This window comes from Candidatus Omnitrophota bacterium (assembly GCA_030688425.1).
Classification (GTDB): Bacteria; Omnitrophota; Gorgyraeia; order Zapsychrales; family JANLHA01; genus JAUYIB01.
Genome location: JAUYIB010000010.1, coordinates 77,333 through 94,373, shown reverse-complemented (window position 1 = coordinate 94,373; position 17,041 = coordinate 77,333). Strand labels below are relative to the sequence as shown.

Genomic DNA, 17,041 nt, shown 5'->3' with positions numbered 1-17,041 from the left:
CACGGCCTGCCGCAGGATAAATCCGCGCGTGCATTTCAGCCGGTGTCCCCCCGCTCCAAGACGGGATCGCCTGGGGCGTTGTTCAACTGCGGCCAGGGGATTATCAATATCATGGTATGAGCAGCACGGAAAGCGATGGCACGAAATGGACAGCGGAAGGGCGCAAATTCAAAACCTGCTGAAGACGATCAAACTTGAAGATATTATGACGCGGCATGTCGTGACAATTCATATCAATGCCCCCTTCCGGGAAGTGCCGCAGAAATTCAACGAGCACGGAATCCGTCACCTGCCTGTGGTGGATAACAGCGGACGTCTTGCCGGGTTGATGACCCAGAGAGACTTGTACAAGATTCAGCCCCCGCACAAGCTCATGGACGGGGAGTGGTATTATGATCTCGAAATGCTGGACGGCATTATCCTTTCCAGCGTGATGATCCCTCAGCCGTTTTCCATGCGTCCCGAGGACAGCGTGGGGGAGGCGATCCAGCAGATGGTCAGTCACAAATACGGTTGTATTTTTGTCGTGGATGAGAACCGGGTCCTGCGCGGGATTATTACACAAATGGATGTTCTCAAATTGGCCGCGAGGCTGTATAATGGCCCTTGACAAACGCGGTTAAATTGATAAACTCAACTGCGACACAGAGAAATCCTGGCTGCAGCCGTATGAGTTTCGAAAGGTCAGGATACCAACTGAAAGAAAGGCGGGACAATCACCCCGCCTGTAAGGAGAACCCCGCATGTTGCCACTCGCCGTTTTGATTCTGGGGATCGGGTCCCGATGGGTGATTCACGCCCCCAATTTTACCCCTGTCCTGTCCTTGGCCCTGTTCAGCGGATTTTATTTGACCCGTCGGCACGCCCTCTGGGTCCCTGTGCTTTTGATGGTGGTCTCGGATATAGCGATCGGATTTCATTCGACGATTTTATTCACCTGGGGAAGCGTGTTGTTGATTTCGCTGATCGGGCTTGGCCTTCGGCCGCAGCGGAGCGTGGGGCTTGCCGTGGCCGTCAGTTTTGCCGCGTCGCTGTTGTTTTTCCTTGTGACCAATTTCGGATCGTGGCTGATGATGTACCCGCCGACGCCGCAAGGGTTGAGCGCGTGTTATGCCGCGGCCGTTCCGTTTTTTCACCACACGCTGGTCAGCACGGTCGTTTCCAGCGTAGTTTTGTTCGGAGCCTACGAACTGGCGGCCGCCGCCGTTCGCAAGACCCGCTGGGCCGGGATCCTTCTGCCGGCCTGACGCGGTCAGAAATCTGTTCTTTATCCTCCATACCGGTTCCCCGGTGAAATCCGGGGACTGCTGGCTTCCCGCCGCAAGGTGCTTGGGGTTGCCAGCATAGGTCTTCTTATCCTGCGCTGTATTTTTATGGGAGTTGTCAGAAGGCCTAAAAAGGGAAATTCCGTGAGAATCGGAAGCGGTCCCGCCGCTGTAACCCACGATGGATGAGAAGGGCGTTCATCCCGGGGAAGCCAGAATGCCTGCCGGTATTTTAAAGCCCTGATTTTTCATAAGGTCAGGGTTGACGCCTCCTGCGTGAGACAGGATCGCCTCAATACATTTGGGAACAATAACAACGGGTAAGCTCCCAATCGTCCTTGGTTTTATCAAGGAGCGGTTGGGAGCTTTGTTTTTGTGCGCTACCCCGGTTTTCGGGAGAGAAGCGCACAAAAACATCCCGAGCGCGCATGGCGCGGCGAGGTATTTGTTAATTCCTCACCGTCGTGCCTTAGGCAGCCGGGGGTCCCAGAAAGGAAATTATCGTGAAGACATTTTTAAAATTGCACTGGTCAGTTTTGATTTTTGCGATCCTAACCGGAACGTCGTGGGCCGAGGAACCTCTGGATTTGGATAAAATCGTCGTGACCGCCGGCCGGAAAGCCCAGTACCTCATGGGCGCGCCGTCCAACGTCACGGTCATCACCGGCGCGGACATCCAGGCGTCGGGCGCGCGGTCCATCCCGGAGATCCTGAGCCAGGACCTGGGCGTGAACGTCTACGACAACAGTTCGGCCAAGACCGCGACCCTGGATCTGCGCGGTTTCGGCGACACGGCGGCGCGCAATGTCCTGGTCCTTGTCAACGGCCGCAAGATCAACAACATCGACGTGTCCGGGCCGGACCTGTCCCGGATCCCTTTGGAAGCGGTTGAGCGCATCGAGATGATCCGCGGGGCCGGCTCCGTGCTCTACGGCGACAACGCCGTCGGAGGGGTGATCAACATCATCACCAAGAAGGGCCGCCTCGGCATCGCCGGACGAGCCGGATACGCCGGAGGAAGCTTCGCCACGTCCAAAAGCGATATCGAGGTTTCGGGCGCGAACCGGCTGCCCGTCACTTCACGGGAGGATGACGAAGTCTCGTATTATGTCTATTCCCGGTATTACGACACCAAGGGTTACCGGACCAACAGCCATATGATAGCCAAGGACTATGACGCGCGCATCGGCTATACCCTGCCGGAGGGGATCGCCGTTGACCTTGTCACGGGTTGGCACGAGGACGACCAGGGCCTGCCGGGCGGATTGAGCTCTGCCGAGCTGAAGTCGCTGGGCCGCCGGGGCTCGGCCGACCCGAAGGATTTCGCCTCGACCAAGGACCGCTACATCCAGATGAGTTTTGAGACCAACCCTTCCGCACCCGGCGAACGGGAGGGCGGTTCGTTTGTTTTGGACCTGGATTACAGAAACCGTGATGTCTATGACGCCTTCTTCAGCTTCGGCGAGAATTCCACCAAGCGTTCGATCGACACGCACGGCGTCACCGGCAAATACCTGTTTTCCGCCGATCTGTGGGAACGTCCGGCGGATCTGGTGGCCGGGATCGATTATTATGACCATGAGAACGACATTCGGGGCGGAGGGAGCAACCCCGACGACCTGACCATCTCCAAGAGGGAATATGGAGTATTCAGTTATCTGGATTATGAATTCGCTCCCGGCTGGACGGCCAACACCGGCACGCGGTACCACCGGGCGGACTACGATTTCGACCAGCGCAACGTCATTGTTCAGGAGGAGCAAAGCCCGGACGAATGGGTCTCCATGGGCGGGGTCAAGTACGAATACGGCCCCGGGTCCAACCTGTTCGCGAACGTCCAGCAGACCTTCCGCTTTCTGGCCACCGACGAGTGGTACAGTTCTGCGAATTTTCCCGACTTCGGGATCACGCCGGGGCTCAACACGGACCTCAAACAGCAGACCGGGATCCAGTATGAAGCCGGGATCAAACACCGTTTCAGCGATGTTTTTCAGGGCGGCGTGACGCCGTACATGATGGACATCGACAATGAGATCTTTTTCGATCCCGTGGGCTTTAAAAACAGCAATTATGATAAGACGCGCAGGATCGGCGCTGAGACGGAGGGTGTTTGGAATCTCTTGAAATTTATTCCCGGGCAGATTCTCGACCAGTGCGAGTTCCATGTCAATTATACGTTTCAGCGCCCGCAGTTCCGCGAGGGGAGCTACGATGGCAGGGACATTCCGCTGGTGCCCCGGCACCAGGCCGGGCACGGGCTGCGCCTGGGGTTCGGCGGCGGGCACCAGGTCTCGTTCCTCGGGCGTTACGTGGGGTCTCGTTTCGCGGTCAACGACACCTTGAATGCCACCGACCCCGTCAAGCCCTACTATGTTTTGGACGGGAAATGGATGTACCGCAAGAAGAACTACGAGGTGTATGCGGCCGTCCGGAACCTGCTGGATGAGCCGTATTTCATCTACGTTGCAAAGTCCGCCTTCAGTTCCGCGAAAGATTTTTTCCCGGCCCCGGAGCGGAGTTTTGAAGTGGGGATGAATTTGAAGTTTTAGCGCGGAGTCGATAACGATCCCAAAGCTTAGAGTTGTATGGGCTTACGTCGCCGCCATTTACGCTAAAAATGTCAAATCAGGCGTAAATTTTATGCTATACTTTCAATAAGTCCTGCTATTTCTAACCTTATTATAGATAAGGCCGATCCCATGAAAAATAGAAAGCGCAAGCCCGGGCAGAGCACAATGGAGTATATGATCCTGTTTGCCGCTGTTATATCTTTTATTCTTCTTTTCGCGATGCCGGGGAAAAGGTGGTGGGTCACATATAATGGCTGGACACCAACCATTCATACCTACCAGTCTCCCCTCTGGGTTGGGTTGATCGACCCCGTCCGGCACATCACCACGAATCTTGATGAAGGGGTCCCCGGCGCGTCGGACCTGGATGTCTATGGCACTAAAAGTGGATTATTCTATCTTTATTCCGGGACTGGTCAATGTAAATGTCTTAATGCCGCAAGAGTTATTGTGGGGACCGCACCCTCTTCAGGGAATTGCCCGGCCGGGCAGACCAACTCTTGCTGGATTAATCCTATTTATGGGGGAGGGCGACTCGCCGAAAGAAATCGGCGTGCCATGCAGGCGGGTGACTATATGAGTTTGGCCGCCTGCCAAGCACGGGCCGTAGCGACAGACACGTGTGCAGCCCATGACGGTGTGCCCCCCGGGACTCCCAGTGTTTTTTGCGAGATGAAAGATTATCGGTGTATCACCCCTGAATGTGACCGGTTTGACGATATCTCCCAGTGTACAACAAAGTATGCTCCGAGCGATTGTGCTGCTCTTAGTCAGGCCACCTGTCCGACGCCGCCGTGCGCTATCTATAAGCCGTGGGACAAGGGTTGCTGGATGACGCCCCTGATGAATACCTATCCTTCGTCGATGGATACCTGCGATGGGGAGATCGACGAGGAATTCAAATGCGGCCCCACTGATAATCTTTCCTGCGTGGATTTTGCCATGGATCGGGGCTCCTTCGGGCAACCATCAGGAAGTCTCTGGACGCGGTCGGTGACCTGTCAACCATTTTAATTCTTTGACATGAAAAAGCATTCTATAAAGCGGAGAAACCATGGGAGGCCGCCCGCCGCGCAGACAATGATCGATTATCTGGTCTTGTTCACGGCCGTGACGGTCGTCATGATAACCTTTCTGGGCGGCACGAAATCGTTGTTTGGGAAGTATTTTAATAAGACGATGTACGATAATGTGAATACCATCAACGATATTACGAACAGAATTTTGGACAATAATTGATGCTGATAACAGGAAGGTGATCTCAGTGTCCAGATCATGGGAAAAGCGGAAGCCGCAGATGCAGCCAGCCAAGGCCCAAAGCACGGTGGAATTTCTCATTATTTTTGCCATGTTGATCGCTGCTGCGGTGGTCCTGACGTTGGGCACAACTCCAGCGTCATTTAAATACAATTACGGGAACATGCTGCTTCATCAAGCCGCCGTCATGGAAAGCTCCACCGCCAGATTGAACAACGTTTCCATCGAGATAGGTATCGAACAGTAGTTTTTTATCCGGGAAGTCGTTTCCGCCAAGTTGTTAGGCGTGTTCCGGTTTTACATAACCCCTGGCCGTTTTCATGAAATCCCTTCCCCGCCTTCTGCAGCGGCTGTTTGGCCCGGATTGGACGTGAAGAGTGTTGGAAATCCCAGCCCCCTTGCTAAAATCAACAAAGTGTCTCCCGTCTGTCTTTTGTTTTTTCTTTCCGCAGGAATCCTTTCTTCGTGTTTGTCCCGCCGTGATTGTCTAAACGAAAACCGTAGTTTGGCCCCGGGATATGTGATACGATAAAAAATCATTTCTGACGAATGGACGGGGGACTGAAAATTACCGTATCCACAATGAAGAAATTGGTTTTAAGTTTTTTCATGGGGGCCTTTATCGCCGCCAGTCTCCTGGGACTGGGCCGGTTTCTCGCTGAGCATTTTTCTGCTTTTCGGCTGTTTTACAATCCTTCCGCAATCAAGCAACGGCTCCTCACGGATTCGGGCGACGCCTTCCCGGAATTCCATGAAATTCAAAGGATCCTGCCTTCCGGAGCCGCGGTGGACCTTTCCTGGCCGCGCGGCCAAGCCGATCCCCGGGAAGATGTCTTCATCAGGACGCTTTTATACCCGTTGAAAGTTGAGCCGGGCAGCCCGTATGTCATCGATTTTAAGAAAAGCTTTAATCCTCCGGGGCCGGACTGGCGGATGTTCGAGGATGGCGGCCCCATCAGGCTTTTTGTCAGGCCGGGCGCTGAAGTTGCCGATGAAAGTCACAGGGGGAGCCAACGGCACCCGGTTGGTGTTGTTTGGGGGATTTTTATGGCGTCCTCGGCGTTGACGGCGGCGTTGGGTTTTTTGATTTGCCGTTTGGCGGGTGTCGTCCGTTTTCTGCCGCACATCGCGGGACGACTGGGGCTATATTATCTGACGGGATTCCTGGCAATCGTCATGCCGCTGTGGATATATCTGATGGCCGGCGGCACGCTGTCGAATTATTCCGTGGGCGGGATCGGATTTTTGTCGGTCCTGGCGGCGTGTTGTCTCATGGCCCGCAAGAGCTTAAAAAATGATCTCCCGTCTCTCCGGGAGCCGGCAGTAGCCGGGCCTGCGGGATTATTGATGATGGCGGGATTCTTTTTGCTGATGGTGATGTTGTTGGCGGGGAGGCATACCTTTGCCTGGGATGAGATGTCCAACTGGTCGTTGAGAGCCAAAATGTTGTTTCATGATGGCCAGTTTATCAAGACTTTTAATCATTCCGCCGCTTCTTACCCCCCCGCCTGGCCCATCTATGTGGCGTTTCAGTACTTTTGTGCAGGAGAAAGCTATGATAAGGCGGCCTATTGGGCCGCGATCGCGGCCCTGTTCTGTTTCTATATGTTGTTCCTCTTATGCTTGAAGTTCATGCGCCTGCGGCCATGGATGGCCTGGGGCGTTTTGGCCTGGCACCTGGTTATGTTTAACCGGCGCGTGTTCACCTGGGGCTTACCTGAAAATATTCTGCTGGCATTTTTTATAGCGGCAACGGCGTTGACGCTGGCCTGGCTTCAACAGGGGCGCCCCAGGATACTGCTCATTCTTGTCTCTTTGATGTGCGCGGGAATGTGTTCTGTGAAAGGCGAGGGAGCGGCCATGACGGTGATCCTTGGCCTCGCGGTTTTATGGGCCATGCGGCGGCAGGTGACGGTTGCCGAACGCCTGAGGATCGCCGGATGGTTTGCCGCGCCCGTGATGATTCCGTTTATCTGGGTTGGCTGGTTGCGGCTGCAGGGGTTCCCATGTCACTTCGACCAGCTTCATGTCGGTTTTTCCGGTGAAAAAATCGCGGCAGTGATAACAACCGGCGTTCACATCCTGTCCGCGTATTCCTATGATTTTTGTGCCGTGATTTCCGCGTTTTTGGCGCTGTTTTTATTGCGCAACCCGAGGGGGTGGAGCCGGGAGGAACAATTCCTGCTGTTCTCCGGCGCGGCCGTTCTCGTCTTCAGTCTGGCGGGGGGATTGGGCTGGCAGGAGCCCGACAAAATCGTCCAGTATTACCCGGAAGTGTTTGGCCGGCTGTCGATGAAGGCGGTCCCGCCATTGGTCTTGTTTTTGTGCAGCCGGTTTTGTGATTTCAAATGGGAGGGGGCGACCCGTCGCGGCTGATATGAAGATGAATCGTTCAATGGATGATGCCGGCAAGTTGTGCATGGGGGCGGTCCTTTTTCTCGCGTTGGCCTACACGGCCGTCCGCGCCTGGCGGATCTCCATTTTTCATGACGAGGCGTACTCCATCATTGATGCCATCCGGTGCCCGCTGTCCCAAACCCTCAGATTTGATACCTGGTCACCGGCCAACAATCATCTGTTGAACACGTTGTTGATGGAAGGGCTGTACCGGATTTTCGGGTTTTCGGAGTTCGCCTTGCGGGTCCCCGCGCTGATGGGCCACGTGCTTTATTTGACTGCCGTTGTCAGGATTCTGAATCTTTTGGGCGGGGGATGGCTGAAGGTAGCGGGTCTGGTCCTGATGGCGTTGAGCCCTTTTATGCTTGAACTGTTTTCAGCCGCGCGCGGATATTCTTTGGGGCTGGGATTCTGGGCTTGGGCGCTCTATTATTATTTACGGATCCTCCGGGGAGAAACGGACGAGGAAACCCGGCGCATGGATGTCCTGCGTTTGTCCGGCCTGATGGTCCTGGCGATTTTGTCGTATTTGGTTTTTATCCAGGTTTACACGGCTTTTCTGGCAATTTTGTTCCTGTGGGAAATATTTTCCCTGGGACGTCCTATCCCCGGAGGGTCTTGGGGCGGAACCGTAAAAAAGTTTTGGCATAATTTTTTGCTTCTTATCGTGCCGAGCGTTATTTTTTTGGTATCTTTTTTGGCCGAGCCGGTTTTGCGGATGGCCGGCCGGAACGACCAGTTCATTGAAGGAGGGACCGCGGGTTTTTGGGCAGATACGGTTCCCAGCCTTGTGCGGGCGGTGTTGTATGAGCATCATTCCAGCTGGGGGCCGTTGCTCTGGGGGCTCATTGCTTTTGTCCTCGGCACAACCGTTGCGCTGGCGGTCCGCGCGTTGATATCCCGGAGGGTTTTAACTCCCGGCGAGCGGTCCCTGATCGCCGTCTTCGCGCTCGTGGTCGTCGCTGCGACAGTGGTTGTTATTCAGCACCACGTTACGGGATCCCTTTTTCTGACGCAACGCCGCGGGGCGTATTTCATCCCGTTGTTCCTGCTTTTGCTGATCTGCCTTTTGCAGCAAATGTCGTCGGCCCGCAGCCAGTGGCTCTCTATGTTGGGGCATGGTTTTGGGATAGCGTTGGCCTTTCTGACCCTGGCACATTTTGTGAGCGCGGCCAATGTGTCCCATTTTTATATCTGCCGGTACGATGCCTCCACCAAAGAGATGATGCGGGATTTGGCGGCCATGAATGCCGGCAAGAATTTACAGGACTCGGCGCTTTCAATCGGGAACGATTGGAGTTTGACTCCCGGTTTGTATTTTTATAAGGCCAAATACCGCATGGAATGGCTGAAATGGCCGGCATGGGGTGATCCGGACGGTCCCTTTGACTATTATTATCTTATTTCAGGGGATCAATCCGGTCTTTGGGAACATAGAAAGCGCGATACAGTCATTTTGAATAAATACCATCTCACCGTTATCAAGGAATTTCCCCTGGCCGGCACCACCTTGGCCGCGCCGGCCAAGTAAATTTTATCCCCACCAATTCCTGTCCAGGCAGCGGTACTGAATGGCCTCAGCCACGTGTTCCGGCTGGACGGCGTCTTTTCCCTCCATATCCGCGATGGTCCGGCCGACTTTGAGGACCTTGTCGTAAGCGCGGGCCGAAAGCCCGAGCTCCTCGACGGCCCGGCGCAAAAGATTTTCCCCTTCTCCGGAAACGTTGCAAAATTTCCTGATCTGCTTGTGGCTCATCTGGGCATTGGTATAAATCCCCGACCCTCGCAGACGATCCAGCTGGATCCCCCGGGCCTGGACGGTCCGTTTTTTGATGTCCCGGGAGGATTCGGACCCGGTGTTGCCGAGCATGTCCTGGGGCGGGAGCGAAAGGACCTCCAGATGGATGTCGATCCGGTCCAGCAAAGGGCCGGAGATCTTCGAGAGATAACGCTGGACTTGCGCAGGGTTGCAATGGCATGCCTTCCTGGGATCCGTGAACCAGCCGCACGGGCAGGGGTTCATGGCGCAGACGAGCATGAACCGGCAGGGATAGCAACTCGTCCGCGAAGCCCTGGACACGGTGACATGGTGGTCTTCCAGCGGCTGGCGCAGGGATTCGAGAACGCTGCGGTTGAATTCCGGAAGTTCATCCAGGAATAAAACGCCGTTGTGGCTGAGCGTCACTTCCCCGGGTTTCGGCACAGAGCCGCCTCCCACCAGCGCCACATCCGATGAGGTATGGTGAGGCGAACGGAACGGCCGCGTGACCACGAGCCCAATCTCCTGGGGGACAAGTCCCATGACGGAGTGAATGCGGGTCGTCTCGAGGGACTCTTCTTCGGTCAAATCCGGAAGAATTGTCGGAATCCGCCGCGCAAGCATGGTCTTGCCGCTGCCGGGCGGACCCACGAGCAGGACGTTGTGACCGCCAGCGCAGGCGATCTCAAGCCCGCGTTTGACATGGCTCTGCCCCTTGATCTCGCTGAAGTCCACCGGGTATTGGTTTGCCCGGGAGAATAGTCCGGCGATGTCTATATGCAGAGCCGGAGGCGGTTCAGGACAGCTTAAGAAGTGAACGGCTTGTGTGAGCGAACGGATGGGGTAAACCGGAATTTGCCTCGTGACGGCGGCTTCGGCGCCGTTCCCGGTTGGAAGGACAAGTCCCTGGAATTGCCCTTTCGGGATTGAAAGCGCCACAGCCAGGGCCCCCTGAATAGGCCGGATGTCTCCATCCAGGGACAGCTCTCCCAGAAAAGCGTAGTCTCCCAGCCGGGACAACGGGATCTGTCCCGTGGCGGCCAGGAGGCCCAGGGCGATCGGCAGGTCAAAGGAAGGCCCTTCTTTTTTGATGTCGGCGGGAGAGAGGTTGATGGTGATCCGGTCCGCCGCAAACTCATAGCCGCTGTTTTTGACGGCGGCGCGGACCCGTTCTTTGCTTTCCTTAACGGCGTTGTCCGGGAGTCCCACGATGGCAACGGACGGCAGGCCCGGCGCCACATCCACTTCAATGGTGACCGGGTAAGCGTCAAGCCCGCAGATCCCGTAGCTAAAGACTTTGGCCAGCATAACTTCCACCCCTTTCAATGGTTTCCCAAACATCTCAAAGGAACTTCATCAACGGTTCTCCCAAACTTTAAACAGTGTTTTGGAAAAGTTGAGGATCCCTTGCTTCAGGGTTTGGGCATCAGTTTAAAGAGCAAACAGAACTGCGGCTGGGAGGGGCGCAACAACCGCCAGAGGGAAAAGGGGACGACTCAGGGATGTCTCGAGTTTACGGCTGATCAGAGCAAGAGGGGTAGAGGGAACGCGAAGCAGGAGTTAAAAATGTTGCAATTTAAGGGCTTCGAAACTATAATACACCTTAGCATAAATTCCCTGAATCGTCAATTTGTGTATCTTCCTCGCCTGGAAAGAGTTCCTAATGAGCCACAAATTTACGGAGCCCGGAGGGCGAACGTAAATTTGATGAGCGAACCCATTCAGTTCCGTTCAGGGTGGTTTGGCCAGAGGGCCAAACCATTAGCCCAGTAGTCTTGATTTGCGTCAGCAAATCATGCGGGGCAATCACCGGATTTGAAGAGATGGATGGAGAATGACGGAAAATCCTTTTTGGGGGATCTTTCATAACAAAATATTGATCATTACGCTCACGGTCTGGGCCATTGCCCAGAGTCTCAAGGTGTTGTTTGGCGTTGTGCGTGAAAGACGGTTCAATTTCCGCTGGTTCATCGGCACCGGGGGAATGCCTTCCAGCCACGCGGCCGGGGCCTCAGCCCTGGCGACCACCTGCGGCATGCAGCTGGGATTTGAATCCGTTCCCTTTGCCCTGGCCGCTGTTTTCGCGCTTGTCACCATGTTCGACGCCCAGGGGGTCCGCCGCGCGACAGGTGAACAGGCGGAGATCCTAAACAAGGTCATGGATGACATTTACTGGCGGGGGAAGATCGAGTCCGAACGGCTCAAGGAACTGATCGGACACACCCCCATTCAGGTTCTGGCCGGAGCGTTGCTCGGCATCATCCTGGCCATCGTTCTTTACGGATTTTGGGTTAAATGACAGTTTTAAAAATCGGACGTATCCTATCCGGAGGACTCACCCGTGGATAAAAAAGTCGCGATCATTTCGGCAGTTGTTGTGTTATTGCTTTTGACGGTGTTCCTTCTTTCGAAGGGCAAGGCCACCCGGGTGGAAGCCGGGGGCGGCCAGGCCTCGAGCGGCGCCCAGCTCAAAGAGCTCCAGTCCAAGGCGTCCGCCCTGAAAAAGGACAATGAGGTGGTGAAGGCCCGTGAGGTCTATCAGGAGATCATGACCAATTATCCGGAGGCCGAGAACATCGACAGCGTGCAAAAAGAGCTGGAAACGCTGAATCTGGACATCATTTTTTCCAGCGTCGTTGTGGACGGGAAGACCGTCATGCATGAGGTCGTAACCGGGGACACCCTGGCCAAGATCGCCAAAAAATACAACACGACGGTCGAGCTGGTCCAGCGCAGCAACAATTTGAAGAGCGACGTGATCCGGCTGGGGCAGAAGCTTCGCGTCTGGACCGGCAGTTTCAATGTTTTCGTCGACAAATCACAGAATATCCTGATCCTCAAAGACGGCAACGATGTGGTGAAGGTCTACCAGGTCTCAACCGGCGAGAACAACAGCACGCCGGTCGGCAAGTTCAAGGTCACTTCTAAACTCGTCGACCCGGTCTGGTTCCACCGCGGCGTTGTGGTTCCGCCGGAGAGCCCGGCCAATGTCCTCGGCAGCCGCTGGCTGGGATTTGACATCCCCGGCTACGGCATCCACGGCACTGTCCAGCCAGAGACCATCGGGCAGCAGGTCACCGCCGGCTGCGTGCGCATGCGCAATCAAGAGGTTGAGGAACTCTACAGCCTCATCCCCATGAACACGGAAGTCGTGGTCGTCGACTGATCTTCCTTCATTTTCGACACCATCAACACTCAATCACGGATGGGAAAAAATGGCAGGTCTGGATTTTGAAAAACCGGTTTTGGAACTTGAAGCCAAAATCAATGAATTGAAGAATTTCGGCTCCGACAAGAAAATCAACCTGGAGCCCGAGGTCAAAAAACTCGAGCAGAAGCTCGAGAAGATGAAGGACACCGTCTATTCCAACCTGACGGACTGGCAGCGCGTCCAGATCGCCCGGCACCCGGCCCGGCCGTATACCATGGATTACATCCACATGATGACCACGGACTTCGTCGAACTGCACGGGGACAGGCTGTTCGCGGACGACTTGGCGCTGGTCGCGGGGCTTGCCAAGATCGGCGGAAAAAAGGTCATGGTCATGGGACATCAGAAAGGCCGCGATACCAAGGACAACATCCGCCGGAATTTCGGCTGTGCCCATCCGGAAGGGTACCGCAAGGCCCTGCGGCTGATGCAATTTGCCGAGAAATTTCATCTGCCGATCGTTATCCTCATTGACACTCCCGGCGCTTATCCTGGTGTCGGGGCCGAGGAGCGCGGCCAGGCCCAGGCCATTGCCACCAACATCCGGGAGATGGCGCGTATCGCCACACCCATCGTTGCCACCGTCATCGGCGAAGGCGGCAGCGGAGGAGCGCTGGGGATCGGCGTGGCCGACCGGGTCGGCATCCTTCAGAACGCGTATTATTCGGTCATCTCCCCTGAAGGCTGTGCCTCCATCCTGTGGCGCAGCAGTGTCAAGGCCCCCGAAGCGGCGCGCGCGCTCCGGTTTACCGCCGAGCATCTCCTCAAATTCGGGATCGTGGAGGACATTGTCCCGGAACCGCCCGGCGGCGCCCATCGCGACCCGGAAGCCGTGGCCGCCAACCTTAAGAAACTCATCCTGAAAAATATTAAAGAACTGTCCGGCCTGTCCAACGACGAACTCCTGAATGCCCGGTACCAGAAATTCCGCAGCATCGGACATTTCAAGGAAGCCCCGGCCGCGGCCTAAACGCCCTGTCTGTATTTCCGCAGAATTTCAAGAGCGCCTGACCAGTCATGGACAAACAGGATATCCGAAATTTGTCGTTTGAAGAGCTGTGCGGGGTCCTGGCGTCGTCCGGACAGCCGGTGTTCCGCGCCCGGCAGATCTTTGAATGGATTTATAAAAAAGGCGCCGAAGATTTTGACGCCATGAAGAATTTGCCGTCTGAATTGCGGGCGGAGCTGAAAGACCGGTTTGTCCTGGCCCGGCCAGAGGTCGCCCAGGAGCTTGTGTCCGGGGACAAGACCCGCAAGATGCTCTTTGACCTGCCGGACCGCGAGAAAGTGGAAACGGTCCTGATCCCCACGCCGGAGCGGGCCACGGTCTGCGTCTCCACCCAGGCCGGCTGCAAATTCGGCTGCCGCTTCTGTGCGAGCGGCATCGGCGGATGGCAGCGCAACCTGACCAGCGCCGAGATCCTGAGCCAGATCCTCTACGCCAAGAAAAAGGCCCAGGACAGGCCGCTGTCTCACATCGTTTTCATGGGGACCGGCGAGCCGCTGGACAATTACGACAACGTGTTCAAGGCGATCCGCATCATCAACTCCGCCGAAGGCCTGAACATCGCGGCCCGGCGCATCACGGTCTCGACCTGCGGGGTGATCCCGCAGATCCGGAGGATGGCGAAAGAGGGCATTCAGATCGAACTCGCGATCTCCCTGCACGGGTACAGCGACGAATCCCGCAGGGTCCTGATGCCGGTCAACAAGAAATACCCGATGCACGATCTGATCGCCGCGTGCCGGGAATATTTTCAGGCGACCAAGCGCCAGATCACGTTTGAGTACATTTTGATCCCGGGCGTGACATGCACGCCCGAAGCCGCCGGAGCGCTGGGACAACTGCTCAAGGGCATCGTCTGTAAGATGAATTTGATCCCGTATAACCCGGTTAAGGAATTTGACCATAACCCGCCGACGCGGACGGAGATTTCACGGTTTAAGCAGGAACTGCTCCGTCATGGCGTCCACGCCACGGTGCGCACGCCGCGCGGCCGGGACGTGAACGCCGCCTGCGGCCAGCTGAGGCACGCGGCCGGCGTTGCCGCGTCTTCGTAAGACATGAATAAAATCCGCTCAATCATCCAGGACCCGCGTTCCGCTCTGTTCGCCGTGTTTGCCGTCACGGTGCTGGCGTACAGCAACATTTTCTGGAACGGATTCACCCTGGACGATTTCGATTATATCGCCAATTGGCCGCTGATCCGCGACTGGCACAACCTCCCCAGATTTTTTTCCGGTTTTATCCCTCCCGACGGCCAGAGCGCGGTTTATGCGCCGCTTAAAACTGTGGTCCATTGTGTTTTGTACCAGCTTGGTTCGGGACTGCCGTGGGCCTTCCAGCTGGCCGGCCTGCTCGCGCACCTGGCGGCCACGTCTCTCGTCTACCGCATCGCCCTGCTCCTCCTTGGAAGTAGGCCTGTGGCGTTTCTTTCGGCTTTGTTGTTTGGTCTCCATCCCGTCCATGCCGAGGCCGTCACTCACATGACCGCCGCCACAGACACCCTTGGGGTTGTTTGGATGCTCGCCTCTTTTTATTTTTATATACGTTCAAGTTCCTACAGCGGGGAATGGGAAATTGGAGAGAAGGCGGCGGTGATGAAAACGGCTGAGGCGCGGCATGCTCTCCGCGAAAGTGCCGGCGGGACCCGCCCTCAAAAGGCGTATGTCCTTGCGGTTATCTTTGCGTTTTTGGCGGTTTACACGAGCGAATTGGCAATGACTCTGCCGGTCCTGTTTTTTATTTTTGACGCATGTGTACGGAGAGGCGCACAAGGGTGGAACGCGTTATGCCGGCGGGCCGCTCCCTTTGCCGGAGCGGTTTTATCGTACGCGCTCCTCAAGTGGCTGGTCCTGGGCGAGTGGACTCGCAGCGGCTATTTGCATGACAGTTTTTATCTGACGTTCCTTGTTTTTATCAAAGCCGCCGTCAAATATGCGGGAATTCTGCTGTGCCCCGCCGTATTGACGCACAATCACATCATCTCCCCCGGGATATTCTCCTTCGCGCCCAAAGATTTCAACGCGGCGGCTGTTTTGTCCCAGTCTCCGAAAGACCCCTGGACCATGGCTTCGATCCTTGTCCTGGCTGTTTTCGCGGCCGGGGCCCTGGCGCTGCGCAAGAAAAAGCCGTTTGTCGCTTTTGCCGTGGCCTGGTTTTTTATTCTGCTGTTACCGGCATCGAATATCATCCCGGGGCAAATTTATTTTGCCGAGAGGTACGCGTACGCTTCATCGGCGGCTTTTTGCATTTTGTTGGCTTACGGCCTTTATGCCGGCTGGCTGGCCCGGCCGGCGGGATGGGGACGCACGGCAGTGGTCGTTCTGGTGGCGGGGATCGCCGGATTTTATCTGGCCAGGACATGGCTGCGCAACACGGATTGGCATGACCAGGCCGCGATTTACGAGTCCGCGGTCAGGGCCAACCGCCAGAGCGCTCTCCTGCGTCATGATCTCGGCGTGGTTTATTTGTACCGGGGGGACATGGATTCGGCCGTTACGTATTTGGAGGAGGCGATATGGATGCGGCCGAATGAAGCCGCTTTTTATTTTTCCGCTGAACAGGCCTATTCGGCGCTGGGGCAGTTTGACAAGGCCATCCAGAGTCTTCAGAAAGCTGTTGAACTGAACCCTGAGTTCGCCGAGGCTTATTATAATCTCGCCGGGATCCATCTGCATTTGGGTCGGGATCAGGAAGCCCAGTCCTATCTCGCCAAGGCCCTGGAACAGTACCGTCGCCAAGGCCGGATTCTTGAGGCCGGAGAGGCCTTGAATAAGGTCCTGGTGTTCAAGGCCATGAACAAGAAATAAAGGCCTGAGGAATCAGGCTGTTGTCCCGCCGTTCGTCCGCAGTGTATCCGTTTAAAATCCGCTGTTCTGAGTGATCTTCGCCGTCTCTGCTTGCCAAGGGAGAATGCCGGAGGGATTTGGACTTAAGGGGTTGTAAGAGGAAGCGCCGCGCCGGTGCCCGCCCCGGGACCCTGCATTCCCCCGGCCATTTTTTCAGCCATTTTCTGCATGAGTTCCTGCATTTGCGGGTTGGTCATCAATTGCTGAATGGAGGGATTGTTCTGGATCGTGTCCGGGTCCATCGTCATGACATCTTTTTGGAGTTGCGGATCGCTGAGGATTTTGCGCACGTTTTCGTCCTGCAGGATCAGCTGGACTTCCGCCAGGAACGCCGGATCCATCATCAGGGCTTGCTGTGAAGATCCCATCTGCCCGAGCTGGGGCATTGCGGCGGATTGCCCTCCCAGAAGTCCTGAGAGGGAATTCTGCAGGGCCTGCGCGTCCGGATGCATCGGTGCGGGGGCTTGGCCGGTGGTGATGCTGGAAACGGCGCTGACAGGGACTTTGACGGTTCCCATGTTGGGGGTCTGGACGGCATAGCTGTCGCCTTCAACCTGGGCCAGTTTGCCTTTCAGGACTGTTCCATCTTTGAGGGTGATGGTCTGAAGATCGCTGTCCGCGGTGGATGCGGCCGTCGGAGTCTGGGCGGACAAGGGAGAGGCCCAGAGGGCGCAGAGGAAAGACAGGAATAAAGGAAAGGACTTTTTCATACCGAAAGTGTAACACTTGG

At 56.0% G+C, this 17,041-nt stretch carries 15 protein-coding genes and 1 riboswitch; of the genes, 13 read left to right on the top strand and 2 right to left on the bottom strand.

The window, feature by feature from the left end; translation table 11 throughout:
• The first annotated feature begins 205 nt into the window (after positions 1 to 205).
• The 8 genes from Q8Q08_00895 (at position 206) to Q8Q08_00860 (ending at position 9,020) form a co-directional block, all read left to right on the top strand.
• Positions 206 to 610, top strand: coding sequence for a CBS domain-containing protein (locus Q8Q08_00895; protein ID MDP2652568.1), 405 nt, complete (start codon positions 206 to 208; stop codon positions 608 to 610).
• 133 nt (positions 611 to 743) lie between these two features.
• Positions 744 to 1,247 carry a hypothetical protein gene (locus tag Q8Q08_00890; GenBank protein MDP2652567.1) on the top strand — a complete coding sequence of 168 codons (504 nt, stop codon included), beginning with the start codon at positions 744 to 746 and terminating at the stop codon, positions 1,245 to 1,247.
• Positions 1,248 to 1,358: 111 nt separating this feature from the next.
• Positions 1,359 to 1,509, top strand: a riboswitch (cobalamin riboswitch).
• Positions 1,510 to 1,768: 259 nt separating this feature from the next.
• On the top strand, positions 1,769 to 3,814 hold the full coding sequence (locus Q8Q08_00885; GenBank protein ID MDP2652566.1) for a TonB-dependent receptor: 2,046 nt from the start codon (positions 1,769 to 1,771) through the stop codon (positions 3,812 to 3,814).
• A 150-nt stretch (positions 3,815 to 3,964) separates the two neighbouring features.
• Positions 3,965 to 4,849 carry a hypothetical protein gene (locus Q8Q08_00880; protein ID MDP2652565.1) on the top strand — a complete coding sequence of 295 codons (885 nt, stop codon included), beginning with the start codon at positions 3,965 to 3,967 and terminating at the stop codon, positions 4,847 to 4,849.
• A 9-nt stretch (positions 4,850 to 4,858) separates the two neighbouring features.
• The gene (locus tag Q8Q08_00875) at positions 4,859 to 5,074 is read left to right on the top strand and encodes a hypothetical protein (protein ID MDP2652564.1); all 216 of its coding nucleotides are present in this window, start codon (positions 4,859 to 4,861) and stop codon (positions 5,072 to 5,074) included.
• Between the two features lie 25 nt (positions 5,075 to 5,099).
• The gene (locus Q8Q08_00870) at positions 5,100 to 5,339 is read left to right on the top strand and encodes a hypothetical protein (GenBank protein ID MDP2652563.1); all 240 of its coding nucleotides are present in this window, start codon (positions 5,100 to 5,102) and stop codon (positions 5,337 to 5,339) included.
• A gap of 335 nt (positions 5,340 to 5,674) precedes the next feature.
• The gene (locus Q8Q08_00865; GenBank protein MDP2652562.1) at positions 5,675 to 7,468 is read left to right on the top strand and encodes a hypothetical protein; all 1,794 of its coding nucleotides are present in this window, start codon (positions 5,675 to 5,677) and stop codon (positions 7,466 to 7,468) included.
• A 1-nt stretch (position 7,469) separates the two neighbouring features.
• Positions 7,470 to 9,020: a hypothetical protein gene (locus Q8Q08_00860; GenBank protein ID MDP2652561.1), complete on the top strand. Its 1,551-nt coding sequence runs from the start codon at positions 7,470 to 7,472 to the stop codon at positions 9,018 to 9,020.
• A 3-nt stretch (positions 9,021 to 9,023) separates the two neighbouring features.
• Here Q8Q08_00860 and Q8Q08_00855 read toward each other — a convergent pair whose 3' ends face one another.
• Complete coding sequence (locus Q8Q08_00855) at positions 9,024 to 10,556, bottom strand: YifB family Mg chelatase-like AAA ATPase (GenBank protein ID MDP2652560.1); 1,533 nt, start codon at positions 10,554 to 10,556, stop codon at positions 9,024 to 9,026.
• Positions 10,557 to 11,082: 526 nt separating this feature from the next.
• Between Q8Q08_00855 and Q8Q08_00850 the strand changes: the two genes are divergently transcribed.
• From Q8Q08_00850 to Q8Q08_00830, 5 genes are read left to right on the top strand one after another with little or no spacing between them, the layout of a single operon-like run.
• Positions 11,083 to 11,547, top strand: a complete 465-nt coding sequence (locus Q8Q08_00850) for a divergent PAP2 family protein (protein ID MDP2652559.1) — start codon at positions 11,083 to 11,085, stop codon at positions 11,545 to 11,547.
• 42 nt (positions 11,548 to 11,589) lie between these two features.
• Positions 11,590 to 12,414, top strand: a complete 825-nt coding sequence (locus tag Q8Q08_00845) for a L,D-transpeptidase family protein (GenBank protein MDP2652558.1) — start codon at positions 11,590 to 11,592, stop codon at positions 12,412 to 12,414.
• A 49-nt stretch (positions 12,415 to 12,463) separates the two neighbouring features.
• Positions 12,464 to 13,429 (top strand): acetyl-CoA carboxylase carboxyltransferase subunit alpha, encoded by a 966-nt coding sequence (locus Q8Q08_00840; protein MDP2652557.1) that lies wholly within the window; start codon positions 12,464 to 12,466, stop codon positions 13,427 to 13,429.
• A 47-nt stretch (positions 13,430 to 13,476) separates the two neighbouring features.
• The gene (rlmN, locus tag Q8Q08_00835) at positions 13,477 to 14,520 is read left to right on the top strand and encodes a 23S rRNA (adenine(2503)-C(2))-methyltransferase RlmN (protein ID MDP2652556.1); all 1,044 of its coding nucleotides are present in this window, start codon (positions 13,477 to 13,479) and stop codon (positions 14,518 to 14,520) included.
• Positions 14,521 to 14,523: 3 nt separating this feature from the next.
• Complete coding sequence (locus Q8Q08_00830; protein ID MDP2652555.1) at positions 14,524 to 16,272, top strand: tetratricopeptide repeat protein; 1,749 nt, start codon at positions 14,524 to 14,526, stop codon at positions 16,270 to 16,272.
• 122 nt (positions 16,273 to 16,394) lie between these two features.
• Here Q8Q08_00830 and Q8Q08_00825 read toward each other — a convergent pair whose 3' ends face one another.
• Positions 16,395 to 17,021: a hypothetical protein gene (locus Q8Q08_00825; protein ID MDP2652554.1), complete on the bottom strand. Its 627-nt coding sequence runs from the start codon at positions 17,019 to 17,021 to the stop codon at positions 16,395 to 16,397.
• Positions 17,022 to 17,041: the final 20 nt, after the last annotated feature.